This window comes from Acinetobacter sp. YT-02 (assembly GCF_002412355.1).
In the GTDB taxonomy this organism is placed as follows: Bacteria; Pseudomonadota; Gammaproteobacteria; order Pseudomonadales; family Moraxellaceae; genus Acinetobacter; species Acinetobacter towneri.
In genome coordinates, this window is the sequence record NZ_NOZT01000020.1 from 38,535 (window position 1) to 54,579 (window position 16,045).

A 16,045-nucleotide genomic window follows, 5' to 3' on the forward strand; every position below is an offset into this window, starting at 1 on the left:
ATGAACTTCACAATGTCATTTTCTGAGCTTATGCCTTTAGCTCCTGTGATGATCGTGGCTTTAACTGCGATTGTCGTGATGATCCTTACTGCAATTAAGCGTAACCATAACTTAATTGCTACAGCATCAGTGGTGGGCTTGAACCTCGCTGCGGCTTACCTTTTACTCATGATGTTTGGTGGGAACTTTGCTCCTGCCAGCGTGATGGGCATGTTTATGATTGATCCGTTCACCTTGTTATATCAACTGGTGATTCTGATCGCAGCATTGGCATGTTCTACTTTGTCTCATGCTTATATTGAGACCTATAAAGACAACCGCGAAGAACTTTACATCTTGATGTTATGTTCTGTAGCGGGTGCTATGTTGATGGTATCAAGTTCGCACTATGCATCGTTCTTCATTAGCCTTGAGTTAATGTCAATTCCTGTTTATGGCTTATTGGCATATACCCACCAGCGTTCTAAATCTTTAGAAGCGGGTGTGAAGTACTTAGTATTGTCTGCAACTGCATCAGCAATGTTGCTTATGGGTATGGCGTACATTTATGCGTACACAGGTTCATTGTCGTTCTATGACTCTGTTCAAGCATTAATGCAAAACATCCAGCAACCTTTGGTAATTTTAGGTTTAGGCTTAATTGTCTTTGCTGTGGCATTTAAACTGTCTTTGGCGCCATTCCACAAATGGACACCAGACGTTTATGACGGTGCGCCTGCACCAATCGCAACCTTCCTTGCGACTGCAGCGAAAGTAGCAACCATTGGTTTGTTCGTGCGTTACATTTTGGGTTCAGGGGCAATCCTGATCGACTCGATTGTAACTATCATGACCATTATTGCCGTGCTTTCAATTTTGGTGGGTAACTTCCTTGCTGTACGTCAAGTGAACTTGAAACGTATTTTGGCTTACTCATCAATTGCACACTTTGGTTATTTGTTGATTGGTTTGATCAGCATGACTTATGCAAGCTTGGGTAATGTCAGCGTTTATGTGATTACCTATGTCTTGACGACTATTGGCGCGTTTGGTGCAGTGGCATTAATGTCTAGCCCATACAACAACGTAGCAGAAGCTGAAAGTTTGGCTGACTACCGTGGTTTGTTCTGGCGTCGTCCAGTATTGACTGCTGTATTAACCGTGATGATGCTTTCTCTTGCAGGTATTCCATTAACTGCAGGCTTCATTGGTAAGTTCTTGGTGGTGATGGCTGCGGTAACGACTCAGCACTGGTTCTTAGCTGCGATGATCATCGTGGGTTCAGGTATTGGTTTGTACTACTACTTGCGCGTTATGGTGGTGATGTATATGACACCGCCAGATGAACCAAAAATGGATGCTGTCGATCATTGGGGCCAAAAAGTGGGCGGTATTATGGTATTGGTTGCAGCTTTAGCGGTATTGGTGATTGGTGTTTATCCAGACCCAATTATCAAAATGGCACTTGAAGCTGAAATTTTGTCACCCATCCATTTCATGCTGTCACAGCAATAATTTGAAAGAAGTTTAACTTTCAGTCAAAAAGCCTTCATAAATTGAAGGCTTTTTGGTTTATATACACAATAAAAACAGCATATAATAAAAGGATATTTGCTTTTCTTTCCTTTTAGGTGTTCTCCCGTGGCTATTCATGAAATCCGTCATCCACTTATTCGTCATAAATTAGGGCTATTACGTCGTGCAGACATCAGCACCAAAAACTTCCGTGAATTAGCACAAGAAGTGACCATGTTGCTGACTTATGAGGCGACTAAAGATTTGCCAGTGGTCGAGCACGAAATTGCGGGTTGGAATGGTGCAGTCACTGTAGACCGTATTGCGGGTAAAAAAATTACGGTTGTGCCAATTTTACGTGCAGGTATTGGCATGTTAGATGGTTTCTTGAACCTGATTCCAAGTGCTAAAGTATCTGTACTTGGCTTGGAACGCGATGAAGAAACTTTAGAAGCGCGTACTTACTACAAAAAATTAGTACCAGATGTACAAAATCGTATCGCGATGATTATTGACCCTATGCTTGCCACAGGTTCATCTTTAGTGGCAGCAATTGATTTGCTCAAAGCCAGTGGTTGTAAAGACATCCGTGTGATGGTTTTGGTTGCAGCGCCAGAAGGCATTCAACGTGTAGAAGCCGCGCATCCAGATGTGGTGATCTTTACTGCATCGGTAGATGAAGGTTTAAACCAAGATGGTTATATTGTGCCTGGCTTGGGTGATGCAGGCGATAAAATTTTTGGTTCAGTCCAAAAAGATTAAGCCGAATGTCGGTGAAAAAGAGGCATTAACTGCCTCTTTTTTATATACTCATATAAAGTGCAGCTCGTAAAAGGTTAAGCCATGAAATCTGAACAATATCAAGGAAAAATCAAACAATATAATGCCGAAAAAGGCTATGGATTTATTGCCGCACCTGAAGGTGAAGTGTTTTTCCATATCTCGGATTTTCCTGCGGCTGAAGGCGAGCCAAAGCGCAATGATCGCGTTAAATTTAATGTGGTTCAAAATGGTGATCGTTATAAAGCCATTAATATTGAACCTGTAGAAGATAAATCCAAAAAAGCAAAAAAAGCCAAAGCGGTTGCTGCGAATACCTCGATTACGTCTGCATTGTTATCAAACTTAAAGCGTTAGTTTTAAATGTTTTCATGCACAGAAAAGAGGCATTCTCGCCTCTTTTTTTGTACAATAATCAAAAATTAACGTGAAAAGAGTAATTTATGTTTTTAGAAGGGAAAATAAAAACTTATAACGAAGAACGAGGCTTTGGTTTTATTCAAATAGAAGGAGAGCCTAAAGATTTATTTTTTCATATTAAAGATTTTCCCAATAAAAATATTCCACTAAAAGTGGGAGAAAATCTAAAATTTCGTAAAGTAGAAGAAAATGGCAAGTTCAAAGCAGATAATATTGTCCGTCTAGATATTAAGGTTGCAGTCGAAAGGCATACACCTCAATCAAGGGCAATTCATACGACAAAGCAGAATCATAAAAGACAGCAGAAGTCTGAAAATAACTCATCCAATTTTGTTACTTATATTGGTATATTGATTATATTCGGCTTGGCTTATGCAGTATTTAATAAGTACCAAGCTTGGCAAAATAGTCAGCCTGAAGCTTTATCAGTACAAAAAGTAGTAGAAGTTCCTGTTGTTGAACAGAACTTTACTTGTGATGGGCGTGAGCACTGTAGTCAAATGACGTCTTACGAAGAAGCATTATTCTTTATACGAAATTGTCCAAATACTAAAATGGACGGTGATGGTGACGGCATACCGTGTGAGAGTCAGTTTAATCGCTAAAAAAAAGTACCATCATCGGTACTCTTTTATAAACTATTTCGCGTCGCAAAACTTCATAAATGCCTTTAAGCCAGGCCCTTGGTATTTCTGACGATGCACCAACATGAATAACGGGCGCGTCAGTTGCCAGAAAGGTGTATCTAAAATCACCAATTGACCTTTTTCTAGTAAAGGTTCAATCGCCAATCGTGAAATACACGACATACCAATCCCACCTGCGACAATTTTTAAAATCGCTTCGTTATGACCCAAAGTTAAACGAATATTGGCATCAGGCAGGTCTTTTAAAATTGCATTGTCAAACACTTCACGGGTACCTGAACCTTCTTCACGTAAAATCCACTCGGCATCTTCAAAATCTGCAATGCTTAAAGCACGGTTTAACTGCGCTAGAGGATGACTTGGCGCACAGCACACTGCAAGTTCATCATCACGCCAATGAATACATTGGAGTTGGGGTAAGTGACAAGAGCCTTCTATCAAGGCTAAATCTAGCTGAAACTGATTCACAGCTTCAATCATTTGGCGGGTATTGCCCACTTGTAATTGTAAATGCGCCTGTGGTTGAATTTGCAAAAAGTCTGCCATTAAATCAGGCATCAAATAGTCACTAATGGTGAGAGTTGCGCCTAAACGCAAATCGATGCTTTGCAGCTCACCTTTAGCGGCTTGCTCAAATGCTTCACAACGACCCAAAATTTCTAAGGCTTGTGGCAATAAAAAACGACCCAAATCATTTAGTTGTAGACGCTTACCCAAACGGTCAAACAGTGGAGCACCCAAGCCATCTTCCAAATCTGCTAAGGCCATGCTTGCAGCACTTTGGGTGAGCTTAACGGCATCACTGGCTTTGGTTACTGTCCCTTCTTGGGCAACTGCTACAAAAACCGCCAACTGGCGTAAAGTCATGCGCATGAATCAAGCCTTAACATTTAAAAATATTCATAAATTACCCCAACATGCTAACATGAGCACAGTCTTTCATGCCACGCTCAAATCATGTCAATTGAAAAATTTACTTTAGAAAAAGTGCTTTCGGTTCATCGTTGGACCAACACCTTGTTTAGCTTCACCATGACCCGTCCTGCGCATTTTAAATTTACCGCAGGACAGTTTGCACGTATCGGGTTAAAAGTGGGCGATGAATTGGTGGTACGTGCTTATTCGGTGGTGTCATCACCCTTTGATGAAACATTGGAGTTTTTCTCAATTGTCGTGCCAGATGGTGCGTTTACTTCTAACTTGCAGCACCTTCAAGTGGGCGATGAGCTGTACTTGGAAAAAATTCCGTATGGTTTTTTGACTTTGGCGCGTTATCAATTGCCTGCGCCACACGATTTATGGTTACTGGCCACAGGTACAGGTCTTGCACCGTTTTTATCCATGCTGCAAGATTTTGAAACATGGACAAAATATCAACATATTTATTTGGTTTATAGCGTGCGTACCGAAGCTGAATTGGCTTATGTCGATAAAATTCACGAGATTGCCGAAACTTTTGGCGAAGGGCATACAGGCTTTGAGTTTATCCCAATTATCACTCGCGACCCTCAAGCTGCTTTGCATGATCGTTTGCCTGTATTAATTGCGAATGGCGAACTGGAACAGGCTGCAGGCAGTGTACTCAACCCTGAAACTAGCCATGTGATGTTATGCGGTAACCCTGCCATGGTCGATGACACCAAAGAAGCCTTAAAAGCGCGTGGTTTAAGCATGAACCGCCGCGGGGAAGGTAATATTGCAGTTGAAAATTATTGGTGAGGATGTGATACAACTATTCAAATATCAACTGTTCAAATATATAGCCAGCGCAGGGCTGATGTTTATAGTCGCACAAACCGTACAGGCTGAAACGGTCGAAACTCAGGTTGCTGTGCAAGATCACGTACTCATTTATGATGGGCCACTTAGCCCTGAAGCCAATGCACGTGCAGCGGAATTACTCAAACAGTCAGATAAGATTGATACCTTAAAAATCAACAGTCGGGGTGGCGAGATCGGCTTAGGTATTGATTTGGGCAATTTGGTCTTTGACCATCAACTTAATGTAGAAGTTGCGCAGTATTGCTTTTCTTCTTGTGCCAATTATGTGTTTCCTGCGGGCAAAGTAAAATATTTAAACTTGCGTAGTCAGTTGGGTTGGCATGGTGGCAGTTTGCAAAAAATGCAATTTGAAAGTGCCGAAATGGAACAAATGTATAATGAATATATTGGCCCAATCCGTGCAAAGGAAACCGCTTTTTTTCAGAAAATTAAAGTTCAGCAAAGCTCAACCATTGCAGGGCAGACTCCTGAATATGAAAAATATCAAGCGCTATACATCTAAGAAAATGCGAAGTTTTGGCATAGATCAGGTGCGTTTTAAGCAGGTTTTGTGGCTGCCTAAATTGAGTTTTGAAAATAAATGTATTTTCACAATTCGCTAAAAATTGGTTGTTGAGGTGATCTTCACCATTCATATAAAAATCTCATCTACAACGCTGCAGATGAGGTTTTTGCTTGGTGCGATTCAATTTTGAAAGCAACTTTTGAACGCAATGCTTGAAAGTGACTCTTCAAAGAAATTAGTGCACAAACATATCCATATATTCGCGGATTTCCTGAATCGCGCTATCGACATCGCTACTTAGCCAAGTCGGTTCAAAAAAACCTACATAATGCTCTAAGCGCTCTTGAGGAACCACCAAACGCACAGGACATTCTTCTTCAAGTAAGCGCCACGGTAAAATTGGCACTTCATTATCCAGAAATGCAGCAATGTTGCGAATATCAATGATCATGGCATTCACACAATCTGGAAATGGCATGACCGAAAATTCTTCGGTACGACGACGGAAATATTCCAAATCGCCCCATTTGAGCAGATAGCTGGGCTTGCTAAATTCAATAATACCAATGAGATGCCCATCACGGGTATAGTGCAAGGCACATTGATGAGTGACGTCAGTGTCAAGATCAAGCGATACACTTTGTTGACGATACGCCATAAAGTTCAAAGTACACAAAAAACGGTACGTGATTATAGCGCATTTCCCCGTGAGAGGCAGCTTTGTCGATATTGGGCAACATAGGTGGTACTTGAGGTATATTACATCTTTTCACCATCTTGCTATGTATTGTCACACAATAAGCGTGAGGAGCTTGTTAGTATGAAAATTCATCAGATAAATACATAAGTGAGGGGAACATGCCGCATGATTTCAATAAACCACCTCATGTAAACTCAGCTGAAGACATTAAGCGAAAAAAACGTATTCCAGTCTATATGCTTCTACTGGTGGGAATCTTTTTATTGGCATTGCTGATTTACATGATGGCGGATCGCAATCCGAGTCCGAGCGAAGCACCTCCTGGACATCCTAATCCAACCGTACAACAAGCAACGCCAAATAGCACGACAACGGGCACAGCTGGAGATGAAGCACGTGCAGAGGACAGCAATACTGCAACAGCAACAGATCGGTAGTTTAGCCTAAGCGTCAAAAAATCGTATTTACAAATTCAGCCTTGCCTAGATGCAGGGCTTTTTTGTGGATTTTCACAAGGTTTATTGTCCCTCCTTTGTAGAATTGTTGCGATTCTGCATCCCAAGGTTGAATAAAAAATATGCAAATTCTATGGTGGGTAGAGCTTTACTCAATAATTTGAATCGATAAAAAGCAGTTTTACGCTGCGGCGCAAACCAAAAAATGAAGCTAAAAACCATGAGGATTAAATAAGATGAATGATTACTTAAATGACAACCTACATGGTAGAGGTTTTGAAGCCATGTATTATTGGGAGCAATTTCAGCCGATTCTGGCGGCTGTTGCAATATTGCTGATAGGATGGGTTGTGGCGTTACTCGTGGCTGGAGGGGTTAAAAAAGTCCTGCAAAAATTGGGTACGGATCATAAACTATCAAATGCAACGGGGCATCGTTCAAATATTGAACTGATTGTGTCACGTGTCGTGTTTTGGGTGATTTTAATTATTGCGGTCATTGGTGCGCTGAATGTGTTGAATCTGACCAGTGTCAGTGGGCCATTCAGTAATATGATTCAGCAGTTTTTACTGTTTATTCCTTCTTTACTTGCTGCTGTTGCTGTTGCTTTTATTGGTTGGATTTTGGCAAATCTGGTCAAAGTGGGGATGCAAAAACTGTTGGCACGTACCCAGTTGGATGAAAAACTCAGCGCCGATGTGGGTGTGAGTGGCTTAAGTCAAAATATCAGTGAAATTGTTTATTGGCTGATTTTATTGCTGTTCTTGCCAATTGTGCTGTCAATTTTAGGCTTAAACGGTCTGTTGTTCCCTGTGCAAAACATGGTGAATGAAGTTGTGCTGTATTTACCGAACATCTTCATTGCAGGCGTGATTGTTTTTGTCGGATACATTCTGGCAAAAATTGTTCGTGGCATTGTCGAAGGTTTATTGGGTAGCTTGAATATTCAACAGCATGCTGAAAAAGTTGGCATCTTCAAAAATTCAAATTTACCTAAATTACTCGGTTCGTTTGTTTTCGTCTTGGTGATCATCACAGCCTTGATTATTGGTTTTGAGGCACTTGGCATTGAAGCTATTTCTCAGCCTGCGACTGCCATGTTGTATGAAATTATGAATGCGATCCCGCATATTATTGCGGCAGGTCTGATTCTTATTTTGGCTTATGTGGTGTCGCGTTTTGTAGCCAATATTGTGGTGGAAGTGGTTGCAGGCACAGGAGTCGATGATATTCCTGCCAAACTCGACTTACAGCGCTTTTTAGGTACGACTAAAATTTCATGTGTGGTTGGTTATCTGATCGTATTCTTTACCATGCTATTTGCGGTATCTGAAGCGGCGAACCGTTTGGGCTTTGATCAAGTCAGCGGCTTGATTGCCATGTTTATCCAGTTTGGTGCAGATATCCTGTTGGGTGCTGTCATTTTGGTGGTGGGTTTCTGGCTCGCGAATTTGGTCGCCAAAGTGGTACAGCGCGGTGAATATAACAGCTCACGTTGGTTGGCAAACTTAGTCCGTATTTTAATTATGGGTTTGGTGGTAGCCATGGGCTTACGCGCGATGGGTATTGCCGACTCGATTGTGAACTTGGCCTTTGGTTTAACTCTCGGTTCTGTTGCAGTGGCTTTCGCACTTGCCTTTGGTTTAGGTGGTCGTCAACCTGCAGAGCGTGTGTTAACTGATTTGATTGATAAAGCTAAACGTGAGGCAAATCAACCGAATCCTTTGCACAAGACAGAAACGGCAACGTCAGCATCAAGTGTGATGACACCTATTGTATCTGAGCAGCCGCAAGCGTCTGTAAGTGATGTGACTACAACACCTGAAGCGGCAACTGATCATGCAGTGCCAGATACCTTAAAGGTTGATCCTGAACATCCACCAGTCAACAACCCATTTGGTTCGACAGGTGAGGCTGAACCAGATGTCGATGAACATCCAAAAAATGACCCGAAATAACCTGTTCAAATTTTGATTTGAATCGCTAAGATGATCGACCAATCACCGTATTGGTCGATTTCTTTTCGGTATTCATTAAAAAAGAGGAAACGATAATGTCCAAATCAGCACCCGATAAGTTTTTTGCCCCAATCGTGATTGCTGGCATCACCATCGGTTTTTTTGTTGCCGCTTATAAGTTTGTCTTTGCTAAACCAGAAGCAACGGCAAAACCAACTGAAAATGTTGAGAAAAATCATCCAAAAGAGGATAGACCAAGCTCTTAAATTATGTTAAAAATTAATCAACTTTGGCAGGAATGAGCCAAAGACTGATTTGGATAAATCAGATCAATAGCTTGGAAAGCTTGATGAGGGTTTAAGGGAAAAATAAAAAACTTGGGTTTTAACCAAGCTGAAATATTTGAGTCTTAAAATTCGCGCAAGGATGACAATAATGAGAGAAATCAATATGCTAAACAAATTACGTATCAGTTTAAAAGTTCAAGTGGTAAATTCGTTACCTATGCATCAACAAAGTGCAGTCCTCAAAATGCAGCAAACTGAATCACGTTTGGCAAACACGCCAAAATTGGTATTATTTCGTACCGATTATTTAGAATAAAATAACAGGATTCACGTATTGCTAAGTCTTTATAGTACGTGACGGTGTTAAAGAAAAAGCCAGTTTAGAAAAAACTGGCTTTTGTCATTTTGCAATTTGATCGGCAAGATCAATATTATTCTGTTTAGACTAGAATCATTTTTATCACATTCATTTGTTTGCATGTTTCATCTAAAAGCAAACTTAAACATACTCCGATGCTGCATGTGCAGATGACCACGCCCATTGGAAATTATAGCCGCCCAAATGTCCCGTTACATCTAAAACTTCCCCAACAAAATACAAGCCTTTTTGTTTTTTACTTTCCATAGTTTTAGAGGAAACTTCCTGGGTATCGACTCCACCTAAAGTAACTTCGGCAGTACGATAACCTTCTGTACCCGATGGTTTGACTTCAAAGGCATGTAAACGCGCTGCAATTTGTTCTAGCTTGTCATCACTAATATTGCCAATTGCAGTTTCAGAAAGCTCTGACCAAATCAGTTGCTGTAATTCAGTCACTACACTTTTTGGCAAATGTTCGCTGAGCAAGGTGCGCAGTAAAACTTTAGGACTGTTTTGCTTTTTATTTTTAAAAAAGTCATAGAGTTCTAAGTAAGGCAAAAAGTTAATTTTAAAATTTTGTCCGACATCCCAATAATTAGAAAGCTGTAAGGCACTTGGTCCACTTAAACCACGATGGGTAAATAGTAGCGCTTCGGTAAAACTAGTCAATGAATTCGATAAAGTCGCATCCACCGCATTACCGCTTAAACGTGTGGTGACTTCTTTAAAGCTGTCTGAGAAGGTAAAAGGCACTAAACCTGCACGGGTCGGGTAAACACGATGACCAAACTGTTTGGCAATTTCATAGCCAATTCCAGAGCCACCTAAAGTTGGAATAGATAAGCCACCAGTCGCCACAACGAGAGATTCACAGTGATAAGTGCCTTGATTGGTTTCAATGATAAAACCTGAATCTGTTTGTGCTGTTATGCTTTGTACTTCGCAATGGGTCTGAATCTGAACTCGTTTCGATTTATTGCACTCTGCAAGTAAAAGTTCGAGGATTTCTTTTGCGCCTTTGATTGTAAATAGCTGACCGTGTTTACGTTCTTCATATTCAATACCATATTCGCAGACCAAACCAATAAAATCCCAGTTGGTGTAACGAGTGAGAGCAGAAATGACAAAATGTGGATTATGTGAAATATAATGGTTTGGTTCGACTTCTAAATTGGTGAAATTACATTTACCACCACCAGACATAAGAATTTTTTTGCCCACTTTATTGGCTTTTTCTAATACGGCAACGGAACGTCCACGTTTACCAGCTTCTGCAGCCAACATCAAGCCTGATGCACCCGCACCTAAAACAACAACATCAACCTGATGAACCATGAGTATTACTCGGTAGACGAAAAGCGAGCAATTATAAAAGATTTGTGGGGGTTTTAATATGCTTTAAGCTTTCCTTGCAACCCACCTGTATGAATGGCCAGGATTCGAGTGTGGGCAGGGAAATGATTGTGCTGGATTAAATCAAGAAGTCCCATCATCATTTTACCTGTATAAATGTGTTCGAGTGGAATTTGATATTTTTGCTCAAAATTTTGAATAAATTTCAATAATTCAGGTGTAGTTTTGGCATAGCCGCCACCACAATAGGCATCGGTTAAAGACCAATTGCTTTTATCGGTCCATTGTTGAATGTCCTGTTTGAGAAAATCACCTTTCAAGGCTGAAAAGCCTAAAATGTGCTGGTGATCTGAACTACTTTCAATGATGCCCACAATTGTTCCACCAGTACCCACAGCACAACAAATTACGTCATAATTTTCTAAATCATCAGGGGAGAGGATTTCCTGTGTCCCTTGAATGGCAAGGGAATTGCTTCCACCCTCTGGAATAATAAAGGCTTGAGGATATTGCTGTTGAAGTTGTTGTAAATATTCCACTTCATGGCGCAGACGATATTCGGCTCGGCTGACAAAATGCAGTTGCATGCCAAAATCTTGCGCTGTTTGTAGGGTTGGATTTAAGTCTTGGGTCGCAAGTTCTTGACCACGAATGATGCCAATACTTTGAAAGCCAAAGCGTTGAGCTGCATAAGCCGTTGCTGCAATATGATTGGAAAATGCACCGCCAAAAGTGAGGATTTGAGAAAAACCTTGCTGTTGTGCTGCCAAGAGGTTGTATTTGAGTTTAAAAAACTTGTTGCCCGAAATCTGGGGATGAATCTGATCAAGGCGTTTGATGGTCAGTTGAACAGGCTGGGGAAGTTCTAATGTTTGATAAGGGGTAGGAAAAGCAATGTGATCAAACATTTTTTGCGAACGAGAAATGAATTTGACCACATTGTAAATGTATTTGATTGAGAATGTCAGTGTTGGTTTATGAGTCGGTATCCACCGACGTGATCACCGACATACCAGGGCGTAGATTTTCGATCCCTTTTTGATTCGGATTAATGGTGATACGTACCGCAATACGTTGCACCACTTTGGTAAAGAGTTGCCTGTGGCATTATCAGGTTTAAGTACACTGAACTCTGAACCCGCAGCGGGGGAAATCTGTTCCACATGGCCTGGTTCATTGAGCAATGTTCAAACAATAGGTATCGCTATTCCACGATAGACGATGGCTAACATCAAGATATTGATATCTCGTTTTCCCCATTTCCAGTTGGTTCTATCCAAAGTTAATTGGACTTTATCGAATAAAAATATATTGAAAATTAACTGAGAAATTTGACGATAATCGAAATACTGATCTGCAAAGAAGCGTTGTATACATCGATAAAATGATTGTGGTAAGCACGTGATGGGTAAGGCTTTAGATGCAGAAGAAAGATTACATGTCTGTTTTACAATTAATGCAAGCATAATCAGTGTAAAACATTTTACATGTGACTTGTTTCACTTTAGATATGTGTTTAAGTTGAGATGTAACTCATTGAAATGTGTCATCATATTCGTCGTTAGAAAACAAGTATTATGCCATTATTTCAATGAGTTATCTTTTTTTGTCGTGTACAAAGATCGTTTTATCAAAATAAGTTGAATAACCATAGGGCAGCAATTTACCCTATGGCTTTTTAAAATTTAATGAAAAACTGCTTCCAAAGCATTTAAGCCAACTTTAGGATCGAGTAAACCATTGTAAATCTCTGGAATTTCACGTTCGACACCTAAGAGCTGATAAATGGCAATCATGGCACAACGTACGGAATATTCCACAGTGAAAACCACATCATCTTCAAGCTCTACGAATTGACCTAAGAAAGCAAAGTTGACCGCATTTTCTGGAATGACCAATGGGCGATCACCTGCTTTACGACATGCAAATAGGGCAGAAGCATAAGGCATCATTACTGTGGTAATGTCAGTATGTGCCAACACATGATCCAAGATGTCATCGAAACCAAGTTGATGAATCAACTCAATTAAAATCTCTTGACCTGTCGCTTCACTCATCGGTTTTTTAATGTAATCGCCGATATGGTCAATTTCAAAACCATAACCCCATAAGGTGAATTTACCTTCTGGTAAGTCAGCAAAATGCGGTTGAGCTGGAACGACCACAGATAGATGCCAACCAGATTCAAACCAAGTCATGAGTGCACCTGTACCCGGTTCATTTCCTGTGTAATCAATAATCCGTTTTAGCAGCACATCATCATGCATGGTGAGCGTAAAGGATTTCCATTTATGCTCATCAATGTTGCCATAGAAGGTCATTGGACGACCAAAATCAGGAGCTTTTTGAGCCAATGTTTCCCACAAACGCCAGCCATGATCTTGTCGATCACGAATCAGCTCAGGAACATCGAATTTATCGCCATAACGTGAATCAGCCGTAATCGAACCTAAAGTAAAGAGCGCAAGATCATGCTCACCCAGTTGAATTTGTTCAGTGCCTTCTGGAATGTTGACATAAAGTTGGGTTGCCTTACGTTCCTTCGTTTGGGCATCTTCGACAAAGTCTGCATCTGTGACATAACTACCGAAACGAACATCAACGCCTTGTTCCACCAACCAGCGTTGTAGAGGATGAATCATTGAATCATATTGATTGTATTTAGTTCGTTTCACACCTGCTAAGGTATGGATGCGTGGTAATTCTTGAATGAAACGTAGAAAATAACGGCGTAATTCCGCTGCGCTATGCCATTTTTGAAAGGCAAACGTGGTTCGCCACATCCGCCAAAAATTACTTTGGAAAAATGTATCATCAAAAAATTCATCAATACGGCGACTACCGATACGATCTTCTTTTAATGCCAGTAGACGTAACATTTGAGCACGGTTGAGCGTTGATAATCCCAATTTTTGAGCTTCTGCAACAATATGATTTGAGTCGATCAAACGTGCTTGAGCATTGGTTTTAATTTGTTCGTTAAATTCACGACATTCTTCGCGAACAGAAATGTCTGGATTTTCTAAAGATGGGATGCTTGAAAATAAATCCCAAGTACACAAATAAGTCTCATCAGTTAGCATACGTCCACCACGTGTGACCCATGCTTGGTTCGGATTAAGCGGATTATGTCCACCATCCATCGAACCACCAGAAACATTCAATTCTTCTAAAATATGGATATGTTCGGCTGGCACTTTAGCGTCACGAATCGCAAAAGCAGCAGCAGCCATACCAGCTATGCCTCCACCTACAATCCAAAGATGTGATTTAGAGCGGTCTAATGTTTTCAGTCTTTTATTTTGCATCTGATGTGCCTCGGTTGTAGTTCTAAAGAAAATTAAAGCCATAATTTTATTATGGGATTATATGTTTTAAAAATATATGAAAGTTCTGCTAAAAATCGATGATAAATTATTATCAGAAAAAAACTTTAATAGAAAAAATGGATGCACAATAAAATTTTACTGTTCATATGCTATGTTTTAACTGTTTGATATTGAAATTAAATTGAGTTTTTACTCTATTTTTGGTTTTTTTAATAAATATCAAATTGCTTGAAAAATCCTTAAATTTATAAACATAAATCAAAAAAATTATATCTTCTATTATGGTTTTTTAAGTAAAATAAATAATTGAAAATTATTCTAATCTTGAGGTCTATCTTGGAATCATTATTGATTTTAGGCTCTATTGCTTTGGCATTAATGTTGGGGGCAATTAGTCCTGGGCCTACCTTTATTTATGTGGCAAAAAATTCGATAGCCATTTCACGTAAGCATGGTTTATTTACGGCTTTAGGCACGGGTACGGGTGCCGCAATTTTTGGTTTATTGGCGGTGATGGGGTTGCAGGCTATTTTATTGGCAGTGCCTTCAGCATATTTTCTGCTTAAAATTTGTGGTGGTTTATATTTGTTGTTTTTGGCTTATAAAATTGTGAAGCATGCCAAAGCGCCTATTCAAACCAATCTTGCACATGGACAGCAAATGTCACTGCGCCGTGCGTTTACTACAGGTTTAATTACGCAGTTATCTAACCCTAAAATTGCAATTGTCTTGGCGAGTATTTTTACGGCTTTGTTGCCTAAAGAAATTCCGAACTATTTTTATGTGGTGCTGCCAATTCTGTGTTTTTTTATTGATGCAGGTTGGTGTTCATTGGTTGCAGTGGCTTTGTCTGCAGAAAAACCGCGTCAGGCTTATATTAAGTTTAAGGCTATTTTTGACCGTGCAGCAGGGGCGGTCATGACAGTATTGGGATTAAAGTTAATTTTTGGGATGAAGTGATTTATTTGTGTAGATACCTATGCCTTTTGGGAGAAGATTGGGATGAGGGTATTCTAATAATTAAAATGTTTGCCTTACTTTTAAAGGATCAAAAGTAACAAAAATCCTTTGTTCGTTAGAGGGCACGTCCGTGTGCCTAACGAACAGGCTACATCCATGTCACCTTTCTGTGCGTTAGTACTTAAATCAATATTCATCCTCTTCGAATTTGATAGATGGAAAGTAATGTTTAGGGTCATATCCGTCACAATATTCAAATGGAATATTTTTAATAAAATCATATTTATTTATAAAATTATTTTGGAGCCATTTTTTTCCAAAACGCGATAAAACATTGAAAAAAAGGATATAAAGCTCAGGATTTGAAAGTTGTGCACGGTAAATTTTTATTAACTCGTATTTTTCAAAATCACTTAGGATTTTTGATTCATCTACTATTTTTATAGCATTATACATATTTCTAAAATAAGAGCTTAAATGAGTTTGATTGGTTTTCAATAAGCAGCCTCTAAAATCCTTTTCCATTAACCTTTTCTGAATTTTAATAACTAATTCTTCATTAAATCCATTATACCTTGATAGTTTATTTACTATAAATGTCGTCCAACTTCCCTCTATACCAAAGTAAAAAATAACGTATGAGATATCTAATATTTGTGATTTATTGAGTTGGAGATTTTCTTGTACAGAAATTTCTTGAATCGTTTCTAAGCTGTCATTAAAAAGTAAACATGTATTCTTTTCCGAATTGGTTTGATACTCTCTCCACCCATTGCTCTATTTTATCAGCTGTCATGACTTGAAAATCTCGCCAATAATATTTCATCTGCTTCCATACCATCTCGATTCGATTTAACTCAGGGCTATAAGCTGGAATAAAATACAAATTCGTCGAAAAGTTACTTTTAAGTAGCTCTCTGTAATCAGCCATCTTTTTACTTCTATGAATCGAGGCATTATCAACAATAAGAACCAATGGAAGGTTATAAGTCTGTTTTACTTGTTGAGCTATTC

At 39.6% G+C, this 16,045-nt stretch carries 18 protein-coding genes and 2 pseudogenes; 11 read left to right on the top strand and 9 right to left on the bottom strand.

Annotated features, from left to right (window positions below; genetic code table 11):
* From nuoN to CF596_RS07445, 4 genes are all read left to right on the top strand, one after another.
* A complete protein-coding gene (gene nuoN / locus CF596_RS07430) occupies window positions 1–1,494 on the top strand; it encodes an NADH-quinone oxidoreductase subunit NuoN (RefSeq protein ID WP_096901804.1) in 1,494 nt (497 codons plus the stop codon).
* A gap of 126 nt (window positions 1,495–1,620) precedes the next feature.
* Entirely contained in the window at window positions 1,621–2,256 is a 636-nt protein-coding gene (upp, locus tag CF596_RS07435) for a uracil phosphoribosyltransferase (protein WP_019836328.1), read from the top strand.
* 81 nt (window positions 2,257–2,337) lie between these two features.
* Window positions 2,338–2,631, top strand: coding sequence for a cold shock domain-containing protein (locus CF596_RS07440; RefSeq protein WP_004975478.1), 294 nt, complete (start codon window positions 2,338–2,340; stop codon window positions 2,629–2,631).
* A gap of 86 nt (window positions 2,632–2,717) precedes the next feature.
* A complete protein-coding gene (locus CF596_RS07445; protein ID WP_096901807.1) occupies window positions 2,718–3,299 on the top strand; it encodes a cold shock domain-containing protein in 582 nt (193 codons plus the stop codon).
* 33 nt (window positions 3,300–3,332) lie between these two features.
* On the opposite strand, the gene gigC is transcribed toward CF596_RS07445, so the two are convergent.
* A complete protein-coding gene (gene gigC / locus CF596_RS07450; protein WP_004975482.1) occupies window positions 3,333–4,214 on the bottom strand; it encodes a LysR family transcriptional regulator GigC in 882 nt (293 codons plus the stop codon).
* A gap of 84 nt (window positions 4,215–4,298) precedes the next feature.
* Here gigC and CF596_RS07455 point away from each other — a divergent pair, with 84 nt between their 5' ends.
* On the top strand, window positions 4,299–5,060 hold the full coding sequence (locus CF596_RS07455; protein ID WP_096901809.1) for a ferredoxin--NADP reductase: 762 nt from the start codon (window positions 4,299–4,301) through the stop codon (window positions 5,058–5,060).
* A gap of 4 nt (window positions 5,061–5,064) precedes the next feature.
* Window positions 5,065–5,625: a hypothetical protein gene (locus CF596_RS07460; RefSeq protein WP_143228676.1), complete on the top strand. Its 561-nt coding sequence runs from the start codon at window positions 5,065–5,067 to the stop codon at window positions 5,623–5,625.
* Between the two features lie 238 nt (window positions 5,626–5,863).
* On the opposite strand, the gene CF596_RS07465 is transcribed toward CF596_RS07460, so the two are convergent.
* Entirely contained in the window at window positions 5,864–6,286 is a 423-nt protein-coding gene (locus tag CF596_RS07465; protein WP_096901813.1) for a hypothetical protein, read from the bottom strand.
* Window positions 6,287–6,486: 200 nt separating this feature from the next.
* Between CF596_RS07465 and CF596_RS07470 the strand changes: the two genes are divergently transcribed.
* From CF596_RS07470 to CF596_RS14735, 4 genes are all read left to right on the top strand, one after another.
* A complete protein-coding gene (locus CF596_RS07470) occupies window positions 6,487–6,765 on the top strand; it encodes a hypothetical protein (protein ID WP_004975487.1) in 279 nt (92 codons plus the stop codon).
* Window positions 6,766–7,019: 254 nt separating this feature from the next.
* Window positions 7,020–8,741, top strand: coding sequence for a mechanosensitive ion channel (locus CF596_RS07475; protein WP_096901816.1), 1,722 nt, complete (start codon window positions 7,020–7,022; stop codon window positions 8,739–8,741).
* Between the two features lie 95 nt (window positions 8,742–8,836).
* Window positions 8,837–9,007 carry a hypothetical protein gene (locus CF596_RS14730; protein ID WP_004975491.1) on the top strand — a complete coding sequence of 57 codons (171 nt, stop codon included), beginning with the start codon at window positions 8,837–8,839 and terminating at the stop codon, window positions 9,005–9,007.
* A 169-nt stretch (window positions 9,008–9,176) separates the two neighbouring features.
* Entirely contained in the window at window positions 9,177–9,344 is a 168-nt protein-coding gene (locus CF596_RS14735) for a hypothetical protein (protein ID WP_171324904.1), read from the top strand.
* Between the two features lie 183 nt (window positions 9,345–9,527).
* Here the strand turns inward: CF596_RS14735 and CF596_RS07480 are convergent, their stop codons facing one another.
* From CF596_RS07480 to CF596_RS07500, 5 genes and pseudogenes are all read right to left on the bottom strand, one after another.
* The gene (locus CF596_RS07480) at window positions 9,528–10,724 is read right to left on the bottom strand and encodes an NAD(P)/FAD-dependent oxidoreductase (RefSeq protein WP_096901818.1); all 1,197 of its coding nucleotides are present in this window, start codon (window positions 10,722–10,724) and stop codon (window positions 9,528–9,530) included.
* A 53-nt stretch (window positions 10,725–10,777) separates the two neighbouring features.
* On the bottom strand, window positions 10,778–11,650 hold the full coding sequence (locus CF596_RS07485) for a pyridoxal-phosphate dependent enzyme (protein ID WP_096901832.1): 873 nt from the start codon (window positions 11,648–11,650) through the stop codon (window positions 10,778–10,780).
* 67 nt (window positions 11,651–11,717) lie between these two features.
* Window positions 11,718–11,911, bottom strand: a pseudogene (locus CF596_RS07490) (HlyD family secretion protein); the annotation flags it as partial.
* Window positions 11,912–11,932: 21 nt separating this feature from the next.
* Window positions 11,933–12,292, bottom strand: a pseudogene (locus tag CF596_RS07495) (IS4 family transposase); the annotation flags it as partial.
* Window positions 12,293–12,427: 135 nt separating this feature from the next.
* Window positions 12,428–14,050: an oleate hydratase gene (locus tag CF596_RS07500; protein WP_096901820.1), complete on the bottom strand. Its 1,623-nt coding sequence runs from the start codon at window positions 14,048–14,050 to the stop codon at window positions 12,428–12,430.
* Window positions 14,051–14,407: 357 nt separating this feature from the next.
* Here CF596_RS07500 and CF596_RS07505 point away from each other — a divergent pair, with 357 nt between their 5' ends.
* Window positions 14,408–15,031 (top strand): LysE family translocator, encoded by a 624-nt coding sequence (locus tag CF596_RS07505; protein WP_096901823.1) that lies wholly within the window; start codon window positions 14,408–14,410, stop codon window positions 15,029–15,031.
* 186 nt (window positions 15,032–15,217) lie between these two features.
* On the opposite strand, the gene CF596_RS07510 is transcribed toward CF596_RS07505, so the two are convergent.
* Together CF596_RS07510 and CF596_RS07515 are read right to left on the bottom strand one after the other, a co-directional pair.
* The gene (locus tag CF596_RS07510) at window positions 15,218–15,556 is read right to left on the bottom strand and encodes a putative phage abortive infection protein (protein ID WP_242439136.1); all 339 of its coding nucleotides are present in this window, start codon (window positions 15,554–15,556) and stop codon (window positions 15,218–15,220) included.
* Between the two features lie 193 nt (window positions 15,557–15,749).
* A partial coding sequence (locus CF596_RS07515) for a transposase (protein ID WP_096901827.1) occupies window positions 15,750–16,045 on the bottom strand: 296 nt, incomplete at its 5' end.

Excerpts from the sequence above, each read along its gene's own strand:
- nuoN (WP_096901804.1), top strand. The coding sequence starts at position 1 with ATGAACTTCACAATGTCATTTTCTGAGCTTATGCCTTTAGCTCCTGTG.
- CF596_RS07440 (WP_004975478.1), top strand. The coding sequence starts at position 2,338 with ATGAAATCTGAACAATATCAAGGAAAAATCAAACAATATAATGCCGAA.
- CF596_RS07445 (WP_096901807.1), top strand. The coding sequence starts at position 2,718 with ATGTTTTTAGAAGGGAAAATAAAAACTTATAACGAAGAACGAGGCTTT.
- gigC (WP_004975482.1), bottom strand. The coding sequence starts at position 4,214 with ATGCGCATGACTTTACGCCAGTTGGCGGTTTTTGTAGCAGTTGCCCAA.
- CF596_RS07455 (WP_096901809.1), top strand. The coding sequence starts at position 4,299 with ATGTCAATTGAAAAATTTACTTTAGAAAAAGTGCTTTCGGTTCATCGT.
- CF596_RS07465 (WP_096901813.1), bottom strand. The coding sequence starts at position 6,286 with ATGGCGTATCGTCAACAAAGTGTATCGCTTGATCTTGACACTGACGTC.
- CF596_RS07470 (WP_004975487.1), top strand. The coding sequence starts at position 6,487 with ATGCCGCATGATTTCAATAAACCACCTCATGTAAACTCAGCTGAAGAC.
- CF596_RS07475 (WP_096901816.1), top strand. The coding sequence starts at position 7,020 with ATGAATGATTACTTAAATGACAACCTACATGGTAGAGGTTTTGAAGCC.
- CF596_RS14730 (WP_004975491.1), top strand. The coding sequence starts at position 8,837 with ATGTCCAAATCAGCACCCGATAAGTTTTTTGCCCCAATCGTGATTGCT.
- CF596_RS14735 (WP_171324904.1), top strand. The coding sequence starts at position 9,177 with ATGAGAGAAATCAATATGCTAAACAAATTACGTATCAGTTTAAAAGTT.
- CF596_RS07480 (WP_096901818.1), bottom strand. The coding sequence starts at position 10,724 with ATGGTTCATCAGGTTGATGTTGTTGTTTTAGGTGCGGGTGCATCAGGC.
- CF596_RS07485 (WP_096901832.1), bottom strand. The coding sequence starts at position 11,650 with ATGTTTGATCACATTGCTTTTCCTACCCCTTATCAAACATTAGAACTT.
- CF596_RS07500 (WP_096901820.1), bottom strand. The coding sequence starts at position 14,050 with ATGCAAAATAAAAGACTGAAAACATTAGACCGCTCTAAATCACATCTT.
- CF596_RS07510 (WP_242439136.1), bottom strand. The coding sequence starts at position 15,556 with ATGGAAAAGGATTTTAGAGGCTGCTTATTGAAAACCAATCAAACTCAT.